Origin of the sequence: Geobacillus sp. Y412MC52 (assembly GCF_000174795.2) — a bacterium.
Lineage (GTDB): Bacteria > Bacillota > Bacilli > Bacillales > Anoxybacillaceae > Geobacillus > Geobacillus thermoleovorans.
Genome location: NC_014915.1, coordinates 593,612 through 614,327, shown reverse-complemented (window position 1 = coordinate 614,327; position 20,716 = coordinate 593,612). Strand labels below are relative to the sequence as shown.

The following is a 20,716-nucleotide window of genomic DNA, read 5'->3' as shown; positions in this document are numbered from 1 at the left end:
TGAGATTCATCCAAATATCCCCTTTAATATATGGATTTTTTCTTCCGTATATTCGGCGAAATGCTCGTTGTACACTTTCGGCTCTTTTGGGTTCGCCTGGCGGGTGATTTTCCGCGTTTTCGGATCGACGAATTTGCTTGACGCCCCGCAGCCAAGGCCGATGATCGACTGCTGCTCTTCCATGATCATAATGTTGTATATGCTCTCTTGACCTGGCAGCGCGTAGCCGACGTTTTCAAGGTTGCCGAGAATGTTTTTTTGTCGATACAAATAGTAAGGGACATAACCGTGTTCCTTTGTCCATTCTTGGGCCGCCTTCATCATCGCCTGCACTTCCTCGCGGCTGGCGACTTTGTACTTTTGTTTGTTCTTTGTCATTTCCGACGCCCGTTTAAATGACAGCGTGTGGATGGTGAGCGATTCCGGCATGAGCCGCTCCGTCTCGGCGAGCGTATGCGTAAATTCCGCCAGACCCTCGCCGGGCAGTCCGATGATTAAATCCATATTAATGTTGTTCATACCCATTTGCCTTGCTAAATGAAACTTGTGGATCGTCTCTTCGACCGTATGATGGCGCCCGATCGCTTTTAACGTCTCCTGAATGTAGGATTGCGGGTTAATGCTGATGCGGTCGATCCGCCACTTTTTCAACACTTCGAGCTTCTCCGGCGTAATCGTATCCGGACGCCCGGCTTCGACCGTGATTTCGCGGACGCGGTCGACGTCTGGAAATACGTCATACATATGAGCGTACAGCCGGTCCATCTCGTCGGCCGTAATGCTCGTCGGCGTCCCGCCGCCGTAGTAAATCGTCGTAATGCGGATGCCGCGCTCGCGCAAAAAGCGGCCGACCGCCTCCATTTCGTAATGAAGGCCGGCCAAAAAGGCGTCGACCGACCCTTGGCGGCCGTTGATGGCGTACGCTGGAAATGTGCAATAGGCGCATTTCGTTGGGCAAAATGGAATGCCGATATAGATGCTCACTTCGTGGGCCAAATCGTATAAATCCGGAACGACCGTGAGCTGACGATCCACGATCGCTTGCATTAATTCGATTTTTTCGTTTGTCACTAAATACTCTTCAGCCAGCTTCCGGTGCGCCTCTTCTTTCGAAAGGCCTGAGCGCAAAAGCTGATGAAGCAGCTTGACCGGACGCACGCCGGTCAGCACACCCCACGGCTGAATGAGGCCGGTAGAACGCTCAAGCAACGTCAAATAGACATGCAAAACGGCGTTTTTCAGCTGTTTTTCGTACGTTTTCCCGTCAGCATCCGCCGGCGTGCTGCATTCATGACTCGCTTCCTCAACGCGCCCGGACGTCTTGTCGAGAAGCGTCCCAGAAACAGCGATGCACCCGTCTTCCTTGACGGAAAACATAGCGGCCATATCGGCCTCGGGAAGCGGCGCGAACGACAGCTCCGGCGCTTCGAAGAACAGCTCGGTCATCACTTCGAGCGGGCGCTGAAACCGTTCCGGATGCGGCAGTCCTTGAATTTCGATCCGCACGTTCATCACCTTTTCTTTCAAACTTCTTTCAGTGTACTGAACGGCTGTTTCCTTCGTCAAGCGGAAGAATGCACCTTTCGGCGACTTTACGGGAATGACTCCTGCTTGGCGAACCTAGAAGGCCGGTGAAAAAGTACACGCCAAGGCAGGGATTTAGGGGGCTTATGTCGAAAAAGGAAGAAAAATCGTTGGAATGGAGTGTGAATGGATCATGAAATCCCCCAAAAACCCTTCGACTCAGCCTCGGCTGTTTCAAGTCATCGACACGGAGGACCTGATTCCCCCACATCATATCCTGCGCCAAATCAACGAAACCGTTGACTTTTCCGCCATTCACGATTGGGTGGCTCCCCTGTACACGGAAAAAACGGGTCGTCCAGCGGCGGATCCGGAACAGTTGCTTCGCCTGATGCTGCTCTCGTATTGGTTCGACCACTCCGAGCGGGAGTTGTATGAGATCCTCCCCATGCATGCCGGATGCTTGTGGTTTTGCGGTCTCGACTGTGAATCCTTGCTCCATCCGGATCCTCATCACCCCACACTGCCGGATCGAACCACACTCGTCAAAACACGGAAACGCTGGCGCCAACACGGAATCTTTGATCGGCTGATGACCTGCGTGGTGGATCCGTGCATCGCGGCGGAGCTGATCTCGCCAGACGTGCATGCGGCGGCCGATGGCACCCAAGTGCGGGCGAATGCTTCGATCCACAGCTTGCGGGAAGTCAAGCTCGCTCCGGTGGAAACGTTGGAGGACTACCTCGCCCGCACCGCCCGGGAAGATGAACAGACCGAGTCACCGACAGCCGACCGGGATCCTGTTGAAGTCTATTCCCCATTAATTCACCGGCCTTCTAGTAAGTCGATGAGTTCTTTGATAAACTGAGAATACATGCGAATTTTCCTCCAATGGTTGGGATTGGTTACCTTTACCATACAGGAAAATTCGCATTTTCTGTATCCTCTATTTTCTCTATGCACACCGATCTTGAATGATCAAGTACAACTTGTGGTGAATATCCAAAAACTATATTCACTATATAAAGTTTGACAATATACAAAAATACATAATTTTTGTATATTTTATTAAAAAAGAACCCGTGGTGCTAGTTGAGCGTCAGCGCTCAACCAGCCCTAGTGTGACCAGGGAATAAGCCACCAAGATGCCATCGAGTGCCACTTCAAACCCGGCAATGGAATTCGCCCGAATGTCGGTGATCCGGTATTGGTCCACGAGAATCGAAAACACCGTCTCGATGACTTTGCGTTTTTTCCTGATCCATTCTTCCCATGCCTTGGATGGGCCGTGCTTTTGATTGTGTCGAGACGGTGTCCAGAACGCGGCTTGGTGTTCTTCATACAGCTTTTCTCGAAGAGCGCGGCTGATGTACCCTTTGTCTCCAAAGTTGTAGGGATGAGGGATTTGAGTCATCACCGTTTCAGCCGCTTTGACGTCGTGGCAGGACGCTTCCGTCACGACATAGCCCATGGCCAGCCCTTGATTGGTCACTTGAAGATGCAGCTTGAAACCGTAGTACCATTGCTTTTTGGAAGCACAATACCCCATATCCGCGATCCCTCGAAATCGCTTGACGCGCTGCATTCTCGCGGGATGGCACAACGGAAGAGGCAAACTGTCAACAACGGCATAAGCATGGTGTTGGCCACGTTTGGCTAGTTCATGACGAATCCATTTGACCGCGAAGCCAAGCGCTCGGCAGCGGCGGTTGTATCGGGAGCGTTCAAGAAACGAGCCGTTTGTGAACAAATTTCCCGTGACAAAGCGATGCCAGGCTCGTTCAGAAGAAAAGCCCAGCAGCTTCCCCAAAAGGTGAACCGCCATGACCACTTCGTCTTTTTGCTTGACCAAGTGACGGTTGCGGCGATGAAGATACATTTGAATCAACGACAGTTGAGCAGAAACAAAACAGAAAATAGCGGCATATTGTTTTTGAAGTTTGGCTGGATCTGTAGTAAAATGAAAGTGCTCTTGCATGGGGGATCTCTCCTTTCGAATGTTGGGTGATACTTTCATTCTACTGGAGATCCGCCAGCAAGGGCTATTTTTATGCTTGTCTGAGTTTTATCTAGCACCACGGGTTAAAAAAGAGTATTCTTTATTTCCGATTTAACAATAACTTGTTAATATATACTTGTAAATCCTACCCTTTTAACAAAGGATAGGAATTTAATAGAATTTAAGGAAGGGGTGATAACATGAAAGAAGTAAAGCCTGATGGCGTCTGGATGTGCGCTCTCAAATGTGCTGCACCTTGCCTAGGAGTTTGCGCAATTGACACTACTAGCCCAATTATGGATGCAGTAGGAACAACATCAGGATATGCTAGTGGATATGATTCATAAAAAATCTTCTTAGTTGAGATAGGCAAGTGGATTAAGGCGGTGAATATTGGAAAAGTCATCCTTAATGATAGGATGACTTTTCCCCAAATATTTGGCTCTTCACCACAAGTTGTACTTGAGATTTTAAGATAGGTATGCATAGGGAAAATAGAGGGTACAAAAAATGCGAATTTTCCTGTATGGTAAAGGTGACCAAACCAAACCATTGGAGGAAAATTCGCATGTACTCTCAGTTTATCAAAGAACTCATCGATTTACCAGATGTTTTGATTCAAAAGGTACGAAAAGAAGAAGAACGTTGGATTTTCGAACTTTCTCTTCCCGAACAATGCCCGTTATGTCCTGTCTGCTTGAAACGCACGATCAAAATGACAGGAAAAAAGAAGCAATGGATGCATGGCTATGCTCAGCGAATCGGGATTTTTTGGATCGAACTTCCTGTAGAGCGAAGACGTTGTGGTACGTGTGGCATGACATTCAGCACGTCTTATCCAGGAATCTCCCCTCGAAGCATAGCAACGGATGCCTTTCAACAATGGGCAGCGCAATCTTGCATAGGGACATCCATTCAGGCAGTGGCTCGTATGCTCAAGCTTCCTTACACGACCGTTGAACGTTGGTTTTATACCCATGCCCCTTCCTTCCTATCGAATGAAATCCAACCAAAGGCGGTTTGTGTCGATGAGTTTGCGTTTCGAAAAGGGCATGACTACGGGGTGGCGATCATGGATGCCGAAACGGGAGAAGTGTATGCCGTTGAAGCAGGAAAGAACGAGGAAGCCATTGGACGTGCGTTGGCTCATGTGTCTGGTTCTGTTCAGTATGTCGTGAGCGATTTGGCTCCAGCAATGAAAAAAGCGATTCAAAGGGTTTGCTCAGAGGCGACACATGTAGTTGATTATTTCCATGTCATTCAGCTGTTTACAGATGCTTTAGAGCGTTGTCGCAAATATTTAGACAAAGGAGGCAAGAAACACGGAAATGTTCGTTACGTTTGTCGTTTATTGAGCCAATGCCCAGAGAAATTGACGGAGGAAGAACGCCAAATCGTACGGAAATGGTGCAATGAAAGCGATTACTTAAAGTCTGTCTACCAATCGCTCCAACATTTTCGCTATGTGTCTAAAAGCAAAGACGAGCAACAGGCGAAACGACGTTTGGAGGCTTGGATTCACCGATATGTATTTTGTCCTTGTTCGGCTGTACGCGCCATCGCAAAATCGCTTGTCAAACGAACAGATGAAATCATATCATGCATATTGTCACCTTATTCGAATGGAAAAATGGAGGGAACAAATAACAAGATCAAGCTAATCAAACGTCGGGGATACGGATACAGAAATATCCAGCGTTTTGCATTGCGGGTTCGTCTAGAAACAGCTAACATACTTTAATGGTAGGTTCAAGTACATCTTTTGGTGATGAACCAAATATTTATGAAAGGATGAGTACTTTGGAAAAAAGAGGTTTTTACTTTAGCACAATGAATAATTCTTATTTTTATGATGATACGACAGGGAATGTAAGTGTTGTAGATAATGTTCCTAATAAGAGAGTAGTGTTTGGTGAGCAACGTTATGAGTTTAAAGCAGCGAACAGGGAAGAAATAGAAAAATTTATTCATGAAAACGGATTTAGACAATTAATACTGATTGTAACGGAAAATTGCAATCTAAGATGCAAATACTGCGTGTACTCAGGAAACTATGAAAACAGCAGGACACATAATTCCTTTAAAATGGACTCTTCCATCGCTAAAGAAGCTGTATTTAAGTATTTATCTAGTATTTCTAATATAAAGAAAAAGAAGCCGTTTTTGATACCTATAATTGGTTTTTACGGTGGGGAACCTTTATTAAATTATACACTGATCAAAGAAATTGTTACTTACTCTAAGCAAATATACAACGGGAAAATTTATTTTAATATGACAACCAATGCTACCTTATTAGATGAAGAAAAAATAGAATTTTTGGTACACAACAATTTTCTTCTATCTATTAGTTTAAATGGGTATAAGGAAGAAAATGATAGAATGAGAGTTTATGCCAACAACAAAGGTACGTTTGATGACGTTATGGAAAAAATACGCTATATAAAAACTAAATATCCCGATTACTATAGAACGAACTGTCAAATAATAGGGGTTTATGATGTAGGAACGGATTTGCATAAACTTCGAGAATTTTACTCCACGAATGAACTAGTAAAAAACAAATTGACTATGCTTTTGCAGGTATCCGATGTATGTACAGATTGGTACGACCAATATTCAGATGATCAGAAAAATAACTTTAAGAAACAATTAGAAGAATTAAAACAAATATTTATCAAAAAAGTCATGAATGGAGAAAAACTCGATCCAGTGCTAAGATTGCTTTTTGCTCTTCCATTATATGAAGTAATAAATAGACCTCTAAACGTATCCATACAAGAGTTAAGACCTTCTTTTTTGCCTTTTACAGGCACATGTGTGCCAGGCACAAAAATTGCCGTAGACACTAAAGGAATATTGCATAGTTGCGAAAAGGTAAATGATAAAATGCCTATAGGAACTACAAAAAAATGGATAGATTTTAAAAAAATAACAGAAACTCTCGACAGATATAACAAACACGTGGGTCCAGGCTGTATTAATTGCCCTATACAAAGATTTTGCCCAACATGCTATCGAGTCCTTCTAACAGCTCAAGGAGAATTTAACAGAAAACAGATGAAGCCTTGTCAAAAATTAATTGAAGAAAAGCAAAGAATATTTGAACTTGCTTATACCCTTATGGAGAAAAACGTCAATTTGGACAACATCTTAGAAAGATAATACATGAATTACATAGAAAGGAGAAGAAAAAGGTGAAAGAATATTTTAATTTATACCCACATTGTGTGCCTATAAATGGAAAATTAGGCACTACCTTATACGATTTTAAAAATAACACTATATATCATCTGCAGTCAAAAGAAAGCCTAATTTTAAGAGGAATATCTAGGGGAGAGAGAATATCTAAACTAAGAGAAACGCATGGAGCTAAGAATGTAGAAAACCTTTTAAATCTATTCACAGAGAAAAAAATTGGAGAATACGGTGACACTTTTGTTCCAAGAGAGCCATATAGAAAGGGAAGTTTGAAAGTCTTGCAATTAGACGAAAATATTCCTTTATTAAATTGTTTCATAGAGCTTCCCTGCAGTTGTCCCAAAAACTGCAGTCATTGTTATAGTCCGAAAATTAATGGGTGCTTTGCATGTAAGAAGGTTGCCAATAACTATGTTTTAAGAAACAGAGATTTAGGTTTCTATTACAACCTCGTAAGAGACATTATTTCTTTAGGATTTTCAAATATTTATTTTCATGGAGGAGATCCTTTAACCAATTGGGGTGTTACCAAAGAAATTCTTCAGTTCAGTTCTATATTAAAACTTTCCAATCAAAAATTATATTTGCTTACCAATGGGGAAATGTTAAATGAAGAAAGAGCCGACTTTTTAATCCAATTTAATATCGTTCCAATCATTTTATTTGATTATACAACAGATAGTATCGATTTGAAAACGATAGAAGAGATTTCTCATTACTTCAAAGAACATGTCAATCAGATCATATTCAATGTAGTAACAAGCAAGAATAATGCAAAAAAATTAAATTGTTTAAAACAACAACTAAGTGAATTAGGAATAGCCAATATCATTCCTAGCATAGTTATAAACGGAAAAGAAGAATCCATTTTATATTATGAAGAGTTGCCGACATTTGGGTGCGACATTAACAGCTTTTCTTATCTTGGAATATATCATCCTTGTTTAACAGGCAGCTTAGCAATCACTTCCGATAAAAAAGTGGTTCCGTGTCCAAGATTAGAATCGGAAGTGCTGATGGATCTTAAAGAACATAACAGTCTACTTGATTTGTTTGACAGAAAAGAAGAAGTCCTGAAATATTGGAAGCTTTCATTGGAAAATATTGAACCTTGTGGTACTTGCGAATTTAAACGAATGTGTATGGATTGCAGAGCCGCAGAGATTGCTTTTTCTAACATTTTAACCAAAAAATCTCTTTGTTCTTATATGGAGGGCTGGTGATTTAAGGGGAAATGCTATTCTCCAACAGTGTTTCTCAAATTGCAAAACCTTGCAACACCATAGCGTTGTTCCTTGCGGTTTCTCACAAACTGAGCGAATCCATTGTTTTTCACCAGCCTTATGGGTTTATAATAAGGATAATTAAAAACCAAGAAGTAGAATGTAGGAGGAGGAACAATTGAATTATATTGAACTGCACAATATTGCTAAATCATTTGATAATAAAAATTACATACTAAAAGATATCAACTTGTCGTTACACCAAGGGGATCGTGTGGGCATTATTGGGGGAATTGGTTCTGGGAAAACCACTTTATTAAGAATAATCTTGGGATTGTATACTCCAACATATGGGAAAATAAATAGAAACATATCCAATCACGAAATTGGGTATTTGCCTTCTACCAAAGGGATTATAGAAGAGTTTACAGTGAGAGAAAATCTTATATTTTGGTCTCAAACTTATCAATCCCCTATCCATGTAGTGGAGGAACTGATAGATAGGCTAAACATGGATAAGATGGCAGACAAAAAGGTGTCTTTGCTTTCTTCTGGAATGAAACAAAAACTTGCTTTTGCTTGCTCTATTATTCATTCCCCCAAATTCCTTATTTTGGATGAACCTACAGTAAATTTGGATGTAGAAAATCGATTTTTAATAAAGGAATTTATACAGAAATATCCTAAGGAAAGTTGCATTGTCATTACATCTCATAATTTTGATGACATTGAACATATGTGTAATCGAATTGTTATGATTGTTGATGGAACGATAAAAGTGAAAGAGGAACTGAATAAATTAAAATCTGATTTTCAATCCTCTCTTGTCGGAATACGAACCATCTCAAAAATCAATCAACAACAATCAATTCTAATTAAAGAAGAATTTCCAAATGTTCTGGTGAAAGATCATGAAGTGATTTTAGATAAACAAATTTATAAATTGAACGATGTTTTATTAAAATTAATCCATTTGAATATAGAAATACGTGATGTTTTAGAAAATGAAGCAATACTTGAAGATATTTACTTACGTTTGAATAAGAAAGAAGGTTGACGGAATGAAGGCTCTATTGTGGAAAGAATATCTTTTTTTGAAGAAGAAAATGCAAAAGATGTTGCTTCTAATCGCAATTGAATTTGTTCTAGTTTTGTACTTCATCTATGGATTAAATTCTATCCCTATTCATATTAAATTTAATCTCATTTTAGGAACGACATCGATTATTTTTCTGTTACAAATACTTTTTGAATCCATTAAGACAGATAAACAAAATCGAGTATATGAGAAAATGTTGCAAATTTTTTCTATACAGAAGATATTAATTGTCAAGGTACTTTTTTCTGTTTTTATCGCAACAATCCTTAGCAGCATGTATTCGTTTCTATTCTATGGATATCAGCTGTACTTGGGGATTCAGATCCCTTCTCAATACTTGCTGTCTTTATTATTATTGCCGTTTATTAACTTGCTCTTTGGAATAGTGTTATGCGTCGTCATGTTTCTGGTTGATAATATTGTCATATTAAAAGTTACTTCTATGTTTGGAGCGATGTTTTATGTATTAACCTTTACGAATATACATCAATACAAGATTATTGGAACCATTATTGGTATATTGCTTTTCCTTGTAATCACGCTCCATTTTCTTTTAAAGAAAATATCGAATGAAAAATTTTTAACGATGTAACCTCTTGGTTATGGAGGTGAGGAAGGAAATTGAAAGTATTAAAGTTCTATTTAAAAAAAAGCTTAAAAAATGTTGTTATTCTAGTATTGCTCACCCTATTCATCTCTTTCCTTAGCAACATCATTCCTATATTATCACAAATGGTTTTTGATGAAGGAATTATGAAAAACAATGTTTTTAACATTGCTGTTTACTCATCTATTCTAATAGGGGCATATATTGGAAGAGGTGTTTTAAATCATTTTAGTGATTATTTAATATCTGCAACGTCTGCTAAGATTATAGCCAACGTCAAGAACGAAATCATTCAGAAGATATTAAAAATGCCTGTATCATTTTTTGATAAACAATCAACAGCTTATATCTTATCAAGATTGAACGAAGTGAATTCTTTATCATCGATATTTACTCCAACTGTTTTTAACTTTCTTTCCAGCACAATATCAATGATAGGCGCTTTAATGTACATATTGTCCAAAAGCATTGAAATATTCGTTGCATGTGTATCGTTCATTCCAGTGGTTTATATTATTTCTAACACTTCTATCACATCCTTAAACAGATACTCTAGAGAAATGCTTGAAGCTACTGCAAATACGAATAACAAAATACATTCTGCATTAGAAGGGATAATTGCATTAAAAGAACTAAACGAGGAAGAACACATGAATCAGTCTATTACAAAAGAAGTCAACCAATTAGCATTGAAGACAATTCATCAAAGCAAAACTGCCAGTAAAAGTTCCCAAATGCTAAACGTGATGGTTTTGGTGGTTCAGACGCTCATTATAGGTATAATTGGTTTTTTCATAACCAATAAAAAGCTGACTATAGGAGATTATGTGTCCATGACCCAATATGTTGGCATGATATACTCTCCCTTGATTATGTTACAGAGTTTTAAGTTAAGTATACAACCTACTATTGCTGCTATTTCAAGAATTAACAGCATGTTATCCTCTAATAACACAGAGAACATAGAGGAAAGCACAGGTAAAAAAATAGATTACATCAAGTTTGTAAAATTTGAAAATGTATCATTTAAATACGATACATCGAATGAAAGCATTCTTAATAATATCTGTTTTGATCTATATTCTGGAGATCGGATAGCATTTATCGGAAAAAATGGATCTGGTAAAACTACTATAGCCAAACTTTTATTGGGTTTTTATAAAAATTATTCTGGGAATATCACCATTAATGATTATGAACTGAGAGAGTTAGATATAAATAGTTTAAGATCCAAAATTGGGATTGTTCCGCAAAATATCTATCTATTCGAAGGAAGTGTAAAGGAAAATATTCGGATTGGAAATCGGGTGTTGTCTGAGAAAGAATTTCAAAGAAGATTAGATAGACTTCTTGAATATGGCTTTTTGAATGGTTTGGATTTAAATAAAAAAATTATTGATAATGGGAAAAACTTGTCCAAAGGGCAAATTCAGCAAATCGCTTTTGCAAGAATATTTATGAAGGATGTTGATGTCTTAATATTTGATGAAGCTACATCGAATATGGATCAAAACGCAAAAGAAGCTTTTCAAAACATTTTACTGGATTTACTTCATGACAAAATTTGTTTGTTTATTAGTCACACTGATGAATTAATGTATCTTGTGAACAAAAAAATTGTATTAAATGATGGAAAAGCTGACATTGTTTACGACAGGGAGGGAATCTCATGAGTGAAATTATTTATATTTTGCTTTTAATTATTTCTTTGTTTATTTTGTTTTTCCAAATAAAAAATAAAAAAATAGATATAAAGGGTCTTTCCATCAAAATAATCACTATTATTATCATATTATTGGCATTGGCATGGATAAGCAAATTGATGTATATAGATGCACCTTGAAAAGTTAACTTTCCGATTACGCTGTACCCCCTAGAAAACTGGTGATTTATTGAAAAGCCGCGGAAAAAAACTGACTCTCTTCTCAAATGGAGAAGTCCTGTAACATCAACGCTTCTCTTTTAGCCGAAAACAACGGGTTCGGCGAAATCGGTCGTTTTTCACCATCCTGCTAGGAGTTGCAGCACTTCCTCCGGGCGCTCATGGATGTAGTCCACAAACCAGGCAATGGCTTGGGTGATATCGTTTCGATCTTTGTGATACGTGGACACGATGGCCGAACGTCGACACTTGCTTTTGACGGCCAACCTCTGACCATGTCGTACGCAACACATGATACGATCGGATATGCGTTTCATCGATGTACAACAGGATGGAATCCGGATCGATTACGTTTTTTTATTAGGTCCATTTGTTTTTCAAAGTTTTTTGCCGGTCCGGATCTCCTTTCGCCAACGTGTAGGTTGGGCGAGTCCAAGAAAGCCCTTTTCGATGCAAGAGTTTTCGCAAAGCTTCGCGGGACATGGAGATGCCATAACGGTGGTGCACATAGGATTGAAGGATCTTCGTATTCCACGCCGAAGCGATGTCCCAGCCCAGCTCCGCGGGTGTCGTGGTCAACACGAGGCGTTTGATCTCTTCCTGCTGTTCTTCGGTGAGAAACGGCTCCCGCCCAGGGACAAAATCCCGATGAAGCAGGAGTTCAAGGCCGCCTTCGTTAAACAGCGACACATAATGGGAAACGGTTTGGCGGCACACATTGACCATGGAGGCCGCCTCTTTGCCCAAATATCCTTCCATGACCAAGGTGGGCCGCCATCACCCGTTGGCGAAGGAGGACATTTTTGATTTTCCGTTCCCGTTTGCGAAGCGTTCGTGGCGTCCATCCGTGATCATTGGTGATGCGCAGACGTTTCATGAATGATCCTGCTCCTTTTCCATTGGTTTCCTTCGAAACAGGATCACCGAAGCGGGCATCAGTTATAAGAAAGTTAATCTTTTCATGAACATGTATATAAAATGAACAAAGCCGGGCATTCGCTCCGGCCTCATTTTGAAACAGCAAACTCCCGTGGACTGCTCACCGTTTTGTTTTTAGTTTCTGCAAAAACTCGATTCGCTGTTGTTTGCGAAAATGCTCTTTTACCATATAAGCAACGCCGAGCTGTTCGTTCGAACGCGTCACCCAGTCGGCCGCCCGCTTCACCTCAAGCGGCGCGTTCCCCATGGCGACGCCGAGCCCAGCCGCTTCAATCGCCGGCAAATCGTCAAGGCCGTCACCGATCATCACCGTTTCTTTCAACGATACGCCGATATGTTGAACAAGCCGGCGCAACCCCGCTAGTTTAGACACTCCTTGCGGGACAATTTCCATTTTTCCGTTTGGCTGCATAATCATATCAATGGACGGAATCGATTTCGTCAATAAAGCGGCCGCTGCATCCCTCTCTTCGTCTGTAGCAAAATATACATCAATTTTCGGCACAGCGATCGGTTCGTCCATCAACACGTCGCCAAGCGAGTCGACAAATTGGGTCGGATAGAAAAACGGGTCGCTTGAGGAGAGAACCGTTTGCACGACAAGGTTTTTCTTCACTTTCTTCCGATTGCCGAGCGAATACCGCTCATGCATGAGGCGGATGTTGCAGTTGAAGTTTTCCAAAATTTGCACGATATTAAACGTCCGCTCCTCAGGGATCACGGCGTCAAACAGCCTATCATCAAGCGTTCTGGCAATCATCGCTCCTTGGAATGCAATGAGCATCCCATCAAGCCGCAGCGCTTTCGCCACTTTGCGGGCGGAAAGCAAATTGCGGCTCGTGATTAACGTAACATAAACTCCTTTTTTCTTCACATAGTCGACCGCCTCTTTCGTTTCGCGCGGCAGGCGGCCGTTGTTTTTTAAAATCGTTCCGTCAATGTTGAGCGCCAACAGCTTATACACGGCTGTCTCCCCCTTTTGTCCGTCTCAACCTCTCTTGCCGCCGCCAGCAAGCTGGCGGCGGCTTTGCATTCCTTATCATTTTCATGACTATGACGAAACGGACAAAAAAAGAACACCCGACCGGGTGTTTTTCCTATCTTCCTTCCATGAATGAACGGTGCAACTCCTCAAGCGGCTTCATGGCGATTTGCTGAACCTCGGCAATGGTTATGCTCATTTGCTGCTCGAGCGCCATCAGGCGGGCGAGTTTCTCGTTTTGCTGGGCGAGCGCCATCGCCTTTTGCGCCTGTTCGATTTCATCAGGCAAAATGGCCGCCCCGCGCATCTGTTTTTCATGGAGCCGAAGCTGGATGTCGCGGACATTCGCGAACATTCGATAGGCGATTTCATCTCGGCGGACATCTTCGTATGCCCGTTTCAGCTGCTGAAACGGCTCGCTCGCCCGAATCGCCTGCTCAAGCTGTCTAGCGAGCGCATGAAGGGGTTCAGACATAAAAAGAGCCTCCTATACGAATATCGTTCACGTTCTAACGTATGCGCCATCTGGCGGCGATATGCCACAGCCTACAGCCATAAGCCAATGACGCCTTGAACGGCGCCGATCAGCCCGCCAAGCAAGGCGCCCAAATACGTAATCATCTTTAGTTCACGGCGGGCGATCGATAAAATGATCGCTTCCAACCGTTGCAACGAAAATGACTCTACTTGTTCACGGACGATATCTTCAAGCCCAAGCTGCGCCACGATTGCCTCAATCTTGCCGCTAAGCAGGCGGCTGGCTGCTTCCGCCGCCTGCGGGATGAGACGACCAAACAAGGGCTGTTCGTATGGGGCGAGCAGTTCGGCAAGCGGACGGTTCAGCCATCCGCCGCTTTGCACCAAGCGGCGGACAGCCGACCGCACCGCTTCATCGATGCGCCGGCGGCCGATCATCTCTTCCACGGTTGCGAGCGGATAGTTCAACCATTTGTTCCACTCCGTCCAAAGAAGGCGGGAGAGCACCTCTCTTGTGCCAGCATGGCGCAAAAATTTACCGAGCTCCGCCTGCACCTTATCGACGAAATGGACATTGCCAAGCAGCATCTGCAGCATATTTCCAACCATCCCGCGCTCTTGGAAAAAACGCTCGATCATGCTGGAAATCTGCTGCTTTCCCTCCTCGCTGCGAAAGTAGTCAAGCGTCCTGTCGGCCAAATAACCCGCTAGACTTTCGACGCGCGCTTCCATTGTCTGCTTCAACTCCGCTGGCAATACATCGCGTATCGGCCGCAGACGCCACGTTTCGCTCCACCGTTCGTACGCTCGCTCAGCTTGCTCGGCCGCCATCGCCTCGAGCCGCTCGGCGGGAGAGCGAATACCGAGGCGTTCAAGCAACTCAGCCGGCGTTTCTTTGCGCGCAAGCCACTTTCGAAGCCATTCCCGCCCCCACTCGGCCATCTCGGCCGTAAAGGACGGATCCATGAGTTTGCGCCGCAATCCTTCCGGCGTCACCAAATGCTCCACGACCGTTTTCCCGAGCTGTTCGGCCAGCTCCCGCCGCCGCTTTGGAATCAATCCCGGCGTAAACGGCAGCCGTTTTCCAAACACGTACATCGGCTCATATGGGCGAAACAGCATCACGATGGCGATAAAATTCGTCACCCCGCCAATGAGCGCCCCGACCGCCACCATAAACAGCAAATAAACGAACGTTTCCATCCTCTTCTCCTTCCGTCCCCGCCGCTGTCACCAAACGGCGTCCGTCATCATACGATGGCGATATAAACGTTTGCCTAATTGTTCATTATAGAGCTTGCCTGACGAATGCGCAAATGAGGGACTGCGATGAGCAAACAACGAACGATGGCTGTGCTGACGGAAATCAATGAAACAAGTGAACGGGCTGCCTTTGGATCCATCCATCATTTTTGCGAGGAATTGGCGGCATATGCTAGAAAGCGTGGTCTCTTTTTTTACGTGTCCTCGCCGGCGCTTTACTTAGAGGGAGTCGGCTATCAGTGGACCGAAAGCGGATGGGGCAAGCGGGACGTGCCTCCAGCCGATGTCGTTTACAATCGCCTTCACTCGCGCAAGCTCGAACGCTCCCCTTTGTTTGCCGAGCTGCTCGCCCGGCTTGCCGAAGAAAACGGGATGATGTTCAACCATCGCTTTTTGCATAAATGGGAAGTGCACTGCCATTTTGAGCGGCACGAGTACTTGCACCCGCACTTGCCGAAAACGGCGCTCTGGAGCGGTCAACATACGCTTGAGGCGTTCCTTGACGCTTTCCCATCCGTCTTTCTCAAGCCGATCTATGGCAGCCAAGGGCGAGGGATTTTCTGCCTCCAACATTCGGACGACGGAATTTGTCTTCGCCATTCCACTTCCGCTTCAACGTCCGTATATCGTTCGATGGACGCTTTAGCTTCCGCTTTGCGGCAACAAATCCGAACGCCGATGATCATCCAACAAGGGCTTGAGCTTCGCACCCTCGACGGCCGCCCGGTCGATTTTCGCCTGCTTTGTCATCGCGTCCGCCACAATGATTGGCGCGTCACTTCCGCCGTCGCCCGCGTAGCGCCGCCCGATCAGTTTGTCGCTAACCTTGCCCGCGGCGGAGAACTGATGGCGGTCAATGATGTCTTGCGGAAGTGGTATACGAGAGCTGACGCGTTCCAGCAAAAACAGCTTCTGAAAGAAATCGCACTGGAATCCGCCGCCGTTCTCGCCTCGGAAGCGGAGGGACTGTATGGAGAGTTTGGCGTTGATCTTGCCATTGACATCCATGGCCAGCCGTGGATCATCGAGGTGAATACGAAGCCGTCGAAACAGACGGATATGGCCGCTTCCTACCAATCGGTTCGCCCTTCGGCGAAGGCGATCATCGACTATAGTTTGACATTGATGGAGGAAAAGGAGTGAACCGTTTTGCTTTCACTTGGTTTTGTCACCCTTGACGAACAGCAAGACCACACGTATTGCACTGAGGTGGCGAAATGCGCCAGACGCTACGGCATTTCCGTCTGCCGCTTTTCGCCGCTTGGCATCGATCCGCAGACGGAAAACGTCCGCGGCTTTCTCTTTCAAGAGGAAACGAACGAATGGACAAACGCCGTCTTTGCCATTCCGCCATTTTTATATGACCGCTGCTTTTACGGCAATGATGAGCGGTCCAAAAAAGCAAAACCGATTATGAACTGGTTGAAGCAGCGACCTGACCTCACGTTTTTAGGCTATGGCCTGCCGGGCAAATGGGACGTATATGAAGCGCTCTCCTCTCACCCGCTCTTGTCCGCATACGTGCCTCCGACTGTCCGTCTTGAGCGCGCCGATGATGTGCTTGCGCTTCTCCGCCGCGAACAAGCCGCCATCGCCAAGCCGATGCACGGCTCCGGGGGACGCGGTATTTGCATCTTTCAAAAGAAAGGGAAGGCGCTGTCCGTCCAAGACAGTCACGGTCAAGAACAGGCCGTCATTGCCCGCCGAAGCGAGCTGGAACAGCTCCTCGCCTCTTGGAGCCGCCGCGGCGAGTATGTCCTGCAGCCATTGCTTCAGCTATCGACCCCGGAGGGTGAACCGTTTGACCTCCGCATTCTTTTGCAAAAGGATGAAAACGGACGCTGGGTGGAGCGGGTGCGGGCCGTGCGAGTCGGCCGACCGGGGGCATGGGTGGCCAACGTCCGCGCCGGCGCGGACATTCGTCCGTTTTCCGAGTGGCTCGACCGCCTTTCCTCTTCAAAACGTCTCTTCGTGCTCGATGGCGTTGAGACGATCATCCGCACGCTGCCAGTTTATATAGATCACATGTTCGGACCTTTGTTTGAAATCGGCTTGGATCTTGGTGCGACCGACAACGGGGCGGTGTGGATTTTGGATGTCAATTCCAAGCCGGGGAGAAAAGTGGCGCATCTTCTGCCCCCGGAGCAACAAAACGAACTGTACGAAGCGCCGCTTCGGTATTGCTTGTTTTTGGCCAGAGGGGGGAAAAGCCAATGACCTACACGTTGATCATTGACGAAAAACAAACAAATACGGTGATTCTTCCCGCCACGCTCCAAGCATCTAGGCAAACATCAGCCGCGTTCGGCAGCCTTGTCACCCCATGCCGGGTCATTTCTTCCCCCCGTCTTGTCGACCGTGTGATTGTGGCGCATGACGTTGCCCGATGCTTGTCGATCCCATTTGCCGCTGACGTTCATGTCTTTTTGACCGATGAAGCTATTCACTTCGGGCCGCTTGTCGGCGTTTTGACCGCCGGATTCACAAAGTCGCTCCACCGCCCGGTCGGCAGCCGGAGCTTCTTTTTTGCCAAGTTGCTGGCACAAGAAAAGCAAGTCGGCGGATTTGCCTTTTTGTTTGGCGCGCCCCATATTGACTGGGAAAACGGCATGACGAACGGCTATTTTTACACAGAGCGCGGCTGGGAACGCCATACGGTGCCGTTGCCGAATGTCGTTTACAACCGGCTGCCAAACCGGCGCGTCGAAAAGGAGGAAACGTTTCAAACGATGACGAAGACGCTGCAAACCACCTACGGCATCCCGATCTTTAACGGGTGTTTTTTCAACAAATGGGACATTTACCGCCGGCTCGCTGCCCATCCGAAGGCGCAGCCGTATTTGCCGGCGACGTCCGCCCACGTGACGCAGCACACCATTGAGCAGTTTCTTGCCCGCTACCGTGAAGCGTACATCAAGCCGGCCGACGGCAGCCTCGGCCGCGGCATTTATCATTTAGCGAAAAAAAACGCCTATGAATGCCGGTTCCGCGATGAAAGTGGAGAAATACAAACAGTGCTGTTTCCGACCGCCATGGCGGTGTGGCATCATTTGCTCGCCCATGCGCCGCTTCACCGCTATGTCATCCAACAAGCGGTTCCGCTTCTTGCCGTCAACGGCCGACCGGCTGATTTCCGCGTTCACGTTAACAAAAACGAACACGGCATATGGCAAGTGAGCGCCATCGCCGCCAAAATTGCTGGAAAACAAAGCATCACGACCCATATGAACAGCGGAGGCATCGTCAAAACGCTGGAAGAAATTTTCCCGGATGCCGTCGAGCGCGAAATCATGCTCGCCCGTCTTTCTGACGCCGCCCTTACGCTCAGCCGTTGCCTTGATGAAGCATCAGAAACGTTGATCGGCGAAATCGGTTTTGACCTTGGCGTTGACCAACAAGGAAGGATTTGGATGTTTGAAGCCAATTCCAAACCCGGACGGTCGATTTTTAAGCATCCAAAATTAAAGGACGCAGACGAACGAACAGCGCGGTTGCCGCTCGCTTACGCCGTCCACCTCAGCAAAACAGCCATCACCGAACCCGAGGCGCTTTGGTCATGCTGACGATCGGCTACCGTCCTGACACCGGGGAGTGGGTGTGCAACAGTCCGGGCGGCCCTTATCGATTCGGCAGCGGCTGGGTTGCTCCCGCCGCTGTCCTTCCCGATCTCGTCTTTCCCGTCCGCGAGCAAGATGGACGGGTGGGACCGCTCGTCGGCGTGCTGGTCAGCGCCTCGTCCCTTTCCGCTTTGCTGGCTGGGAAAAAGCCGTGGCTTGAAACCGTCATCCGCTCCATCCACAAAGCCGGCGGCATCTCCGTCGTCAGTGCGGCCGCCGGCATCGGAGAGAAAACGGTCTCCGGATATCTATTCGTTCCGACGATTCATCGTTTCATCGAAGCGGCCGCTCCACTGCCCGATGTCGTCTACAATCGAGTAAAAAGCCGCGAAGAAGAAGAAAGCGAGCCGTTTCAAACGGCGGCTGCCCGGTTGAACGCCCATGGCGTTCCACTTGTCAACCGCTCTTTTTTCCGCAAATCGGACGTTTATGACGCGCTGCGGTCCGACCGCCGGCTCTGGCCGCATCTATTGCCAACGGCGCCTGTCCAAACAGCGGCCGATCTTCGCGCTTGGCTCCTCCAATACAGCTGCATTTACTTGAAGCGGGATGACGGCGCCAGAGGAATGGGGCTGTTTCGTCTCACCGCCTTGTCGGAGACGGAAGCCATTTGCGAATATCCGGGCGGCCAAAAACGGTTCTGCTCGCTCGATGCGCTCGCATCACTCATTCAGTCCGGCCGCTACATCGCCCAAGCATTGGCTGAAACGGACGAGTGGAATGGACGCCGCTACGATTTGCGCGTGCTCGCCCATTGGCACAACGGCCGCCATACGATCACCGGCATCGGTGTTCGTTCGGCCGACGTCGAGTCGGTGACGACCCATGTGTTTCATGGCGGAACCATCCTCCCGTACAAAGAAGTCAAGGAACGCATCGATGAAGCGGCGCTCGAGCGGCTTATTGCCTTGAGCGGCGCACGCCTTGGCGAACGGTTTGGCTTTGTCGGCGAGTTTTCCGCCGACATCGGCGTCGGAAGCGAACGGCAGCTTTACATTTATGAAATCAACGCCAAGCCGATGGTGTTTGATGAGCCGGAGATTGAGGCACGGCGGCTCGAGAGGCTCAATCAGCTGTTTGCCGAGCTCGCTCATCGTACGCCATAGCTAGAAACTGGCCGCTGTAGCGAAGCGCCTGGCGGAACACAGCATCAACCGCTTGTTTGACGGCTCCATTTAAGCTTTGGCAGACGTTCTGGCATAACATCGCTTTTTCCCACTCAGCCGCCGCCATGGCTTGCAAGAGATCACAACGAGGTGCGCCTGCTTTGCTTTGCTCTCTTTCCGCTCGACCGTCGGCGTTAGCCCCAGCAACTAAATAATGCACGTATTGCCAAAGTTTACGCTGCCGCTCGGCTTCAGCCAAATAGACCGCCCATGCCTCATCCGTTTCCATCTCAGCGAGCTGCCGGGCTTTTTCTTCCGCCGCGGCGGTTGTTTCGAGCAATTTTTTGATCAGCATGATCATCGCGTGCCGCCCCTTTCTTGCCGCTTGTCCTCTTTCATCCATATGAATGGCATGGATAGCGTATGCCTCTTTTGGGCAAACTTTAGGAAAAACGATGAGAGGAAGGAGCGAGATGATGGAACGAAATGAAGCCGAGCGCCGGGATTCATTGTACGAAGGACGCGATGAATACTATATGGACATCGACCGCATGATCAACGAAGGGATGGCCGGAGGTGCTGTGTACGGCCACGGCGATGACGTCAACATTGAGGAAGCGCGCGATCTTGTCAAAGAAGAGCCGCCGTACGAAGCCGGCCAGTAAACGGAGCCGATTTTCCCTCCTCGGGAAAGTCGGCCTTTTGTTTTATGAAGCCTCTCCGCCAATGCGTTAGGCAGGGATCGTTCGAAACGACCGCTGTTGGCCAAGCCGCCCATTCATCCTGCGGCTTTCCCG

At 46.1% G+C, this 20,716-nt stretch carries 19 protein-coding genes and 1 pseudogene; 13 read left to right on the top strand and 7 right to left on the bottom strand.

Annotated elements, in window-relative coordinates:
* Nucleotides 1–6 precede the first annotated feature (6 nt).
* Nucleotides 7–1,512, bottom strand: a complete 1,506-nt coding sequence (locus GYMC52_RS03165) for a coproporphyrinogen III oxidase (protein ID WP_041468858.1) — start codon at nucleotides 1,510–1,512, stop codon at nucleotides 7–9.
* Between the two features lie 187 nt (nucleotides 1,513–1,699).
* Between GYMC52_RS03165 and GYMC52_RS03160 the strand changes: the two are divergent.
* A pseudogene (locus GYMC52_RS03160) lies at nucleotides 1,700–2,326 on the top strand (transposase); the annotation flags it as partial.
* A 297-nt stretch (nucleotides 2,327–2,623) separates the two neighbouring features.
* Here the strand turns inward: GYMC52_RS03160 and GYMC52_RS03155 are convergent.
* Complete coding sequence (locus GYMC52_RS03155) at nucleotides 2,624–3,502, bottom strand: IS982 family transposase (RefSeq protein ID WP_013523048.1); 879 nt, start codon at nucleotides 3,500–3,502, stop codon at nucleotides 2,624–2,626.
* Between the two features lie 221 nt (nucleotides 3,503–3,723).
* Between GYMC52_RS03155 and GYMC52_RS20135 the strand changes: the two genes are divergently transcribed.
* The 7 genes from GYMC52_RS20135 (at nucleotide 3,724) to GYMC52_RS19685 (ending at nucleotide 11,496) form a co-directional block, all read left to right on the top strand.
* Nucleotides 3,724–3,870 carry a huazacin family RiPP peptide gene (locus tag GYMC52_RS20135; protein ID WP_156779978.1) on the top strand — a complete coding sequence of 49 codons (147 nt, stop codon included), beginning with the start codon at nucleotides 3,724–3,726 and terminating at the stop codon, nucleotides 3,868–3,870.
* A gap of 221 nt (nucleotides 3,871–4,091) precedes the next feature.
* Nucleotides 4,092–5,264, top strand: coding sequence for an ISL3 family transposase (locus tag GYMC52_RS03150; protein WP_013522940.1), 1,173 nt, complete (start codon nucleotides 4,092–4,094; stop codon nucleotides 5,262–5,264).
* A 50-nt stretch (nucleotides 5,265–5,314) separates the two neighbouring features.
* Nucleotides 5,315–6,688: a radical SAM protein gene (locus GYMC52_RS03145; RefSeq protein ID WP_230982734.1), complete on the top strand. Its 1,374-nt coding sequence runs from the start codon at nucleotides 5,315–5,317 to the stop codon at nucleotides 6,686–6,688.
* Nucleotides 6,689–6,720: 32 nt separating this feature from the next.
* A complete protein-coding gene (locus GYMC52_RS03140; protein WP_013523046.1) occupies nucleotides 6,721–7,947 on the top strand; it encodes a radical SAM protein in 1,227 nt (408 codons plus the stop codon).
* A 178-nt stretch (nucleotides 7,948–8,125) separates the two neighbouring features.
* Nucleotides 8,126–9,004, top strand: coding sequence for an ATP-binding cassette domain-containing protein (locus GYMC52_RS03135; protein ID WP_013523045.1), 879 nt, complete (start codon nucleotides 8,126–8,128; stop codon nucleotides 9,002–9,004).
* A 663-nt stretch (nucleotides 9,005–9,667) separates the two neighbouring features.
* Nucleotides 9,668–11,326, top strand: a complete 1,659-nt coding sequence (locus GYMC52_RS03125; RefSeq protein ID WP_013523043.1) for an ABC transporter ATP-binding protein — start codon at nucleotides 9,668–9,670, stop codon at nucleotides 11,324–11,326.
* Complete coding sequence (locus tag GYMC52_RS19685; RefSeq protein WP_013523042.1) at nucleotides 11,323–11,496, top strand: hypothetical protein; 174 nt, start codon at nucleotides 11,323–11,325, stop codon at nucleotides 11,494–11,496. Before GYMC52_RS03125 ends, GYMC52_RS19685 begins: the two co-directional genes overlap by 4 nt.
* Before the next feature lie 399 nt (nucleotides 11,497–11,895).
* Here the strand turns inward: GYMC52_RS19685 and GYMC52_RS03120 are convergent, their stop codons facing one another.
* The 4 genes from GYMC52_RS03120 to GYMC52_RS03105 form a co-directional block, all read right to left on the bottom strand.
* Complete coding sequence (locus tag GYMC52_RS03120; RefSeq protein WP_230982733.1) at nucleotides 11,896–12,294, bottom strand: winged helix-turn-helix domain-containing protein; 399 nt, start codon at nucleotides 12,292–12,294, stop codon at nucleotides 11,896–11,898.
* A gap of 280 nt (nucleotides 12,295–12,574) precedes the next feature.
* Complete coding sequence (locus tag GYMC52_RS03115) at nucleotides 12,575–13,438, bottom strand: Cof-type HAD-IIB family hydrolase (RefSeq protein WP_013523041.1); 864 nt, start codon at nucleotides 13,436–13,438, stop codon at nucleotides 12,575–12,577.
* Between the two features lie 133 nt (nucleotides 13,439–13,571).
* Nucleotides 13,572–13,931, bottom strand: coding sequence for a YlbF family regulator (locus tag GYMC52_RS03110; RefSeq protein ID WP_013146245.1), 360 nt, complete (start codon nucleotides 13,929–13,931; stop codon nucleotides 13,572–13,574).
* Between the two features lie 71 nt (nucleotides 13,932–14,002).
* Nucleotides 14,003–15,136, bottom strand: a complete 1,134-nt coding sequence (locus tag GYMC52_RS03105) for a DUF445 domain-containing protein (protein ID WP_013523040.1) — start codon at nucleotides 15,134–15,136, stop codon at nucleotides 14,003–14,005.
* A gap of 126 nt (nucleotides 15,137–15,262) precedes the next feature.
* Here GYMC52_RS03105 and GYMC52_RS03100 point away from each other — a divergent pair, with 126 nt between their 5' ends.
* From GYMC52_RS03100 to GYMC52_RS03085, 4 genes are read left to right on the top strand one after another with little or no spacing between them, the layout of a single operon-like run.
* The gene (locus GYMC52_RS03100) at nucleotides 15,263–16,339 is read left to right on the top strand and encodes a YheC/YheD family protein (RefSeq protein WP_013523039.1); all 1,077 of its coding nucleotides are present in this window, start codon (nucleotides 15,263–15,265) and stop codon (nucleotides 16,337–16,339) included.
* Nucleotides 16,340–16,345: 6 nt separating this feature from the next.
* On the top strand, nucleotides 16,346–17,413 hold the full coding sequence (locus tag GYMC52_RS03095) for a YheC/YheD family protein (protein ID WP_013523038.1): 1,068 nt from the start codon (nucleotides 16,346–16,348) through the stop codon (nucleotides 17,411–17,413).
* Complete coding sequence (locus tag GYMC52_RS03090; protein ID WP_013523037.1) at nucleotides 17,410–18,759, top strand: YheC/YheD family protein; 1,350 nt, start codon at nucleotides 17,410–17,412, stop codon at nucleotides 18,757–18,759. Before GYMC52_RS03095 ends, GYMC52_RS03090 begins: the two co-directional genes overlap by 4 nt.
* Nucleotides 18,753–19,919 (top strand): YheC/YheD family protein, encoded by a 1,167-nt coding sequence (locus tag GYMC52_RS03085; protein WP_013523036.1) that lies wholly within the window; start codon nucleotides 18,753–18,755, stop codon nucleotides 19,917–19,919. The genes GYMC52_RS03090 and GYMC52_RS03085 overlap by 7 nt, the downstream gene beginning before the upstream one ends.
* Here the strand turns inward: GYMC52_RS03085 and GYMC52_RS03080 are convergent.
* Nucleotides 19,879–20,280, bottom strand: a complete 402-nt coding sequence (locus tag GYMC52_RS03080; RefSeq protein ID WP_013523035.1) for a hypothetical protein — start codon at nucleotides 20,278–20,280, stop codon at nucleotides 19,879–19,881. The genes GYMC52_RS03085 and GYMC52_RS03080 overlap by 41 nt on opposite strands.
* A gap of 115 nt (nucleotides 20,281–20,395) precedes the next feature.
* Here GYMC52_RS03080 and GYMC52_RS03075 point away from each other — a divergent pair, with 115 nt between their 5' ends.
* Nucleotides 20,396–20,584: a hypothetical protein gene (locus tag GYMC52_RS03075; RefSeq protein ID WP_011230137.1), complete on the top strand. Its 189-nt coding sequence runs from the start codon at nucleotides 20,396–20,398 to the stop codon at nucleotides 20,582–20,584.
* Nucleotides 20,585–20,716 lie beyond the last annotated feature (132 nt).